Consider the following 240-nt stretch of genomic DNA (forward strand, 5'->3'; position numbering starts at 1 on the left):
CGAACCTTTTTATAGTTTGAAAGAGAAAGGAACTGGTCTTGGTCTAATGATGTGCTACAAAATAATTGAAGAGCATCATGGCAAGCTAAAAGTTTCAAGTGAACTAAATAAGGGAACCACTGTAGAAGTTCGATTACCCATTTTTCCAGCGCAAAATAATAATGAAGTAGAAAAAGAGTAAATGGAAAACCATTTACTCTTTTTCTTATACGCTAACTTGCTTACTATATATACATCAAT

Annotated in this window: 1 protein-coding gene; it reads left to right on the top strand. The window is 32.5% G+C overall.

Features of this window, described 5'->3' with window-relative positions; genetic code table 11:
- The coding region (locus V7183_RS06765) for an ATP-binding protein (protein ID WP_335359028.1) at positions 1 to 181 on the top strand (181 nt) is incomplete at its 5' end.
- Positions 182 to 240: the final 59 nt, after the last annotated feature.

Origin of the sequence: Bacillus sp. JJ1127 (assembly GCF_036965845.1) — a bacterium.
In the GTDB taxonomy this organism is placed as follows: domain Bacteria; phylum Bacillota; class Bacilli; order Bacillales; family Bacillaceae_G; genus Bacillus_A.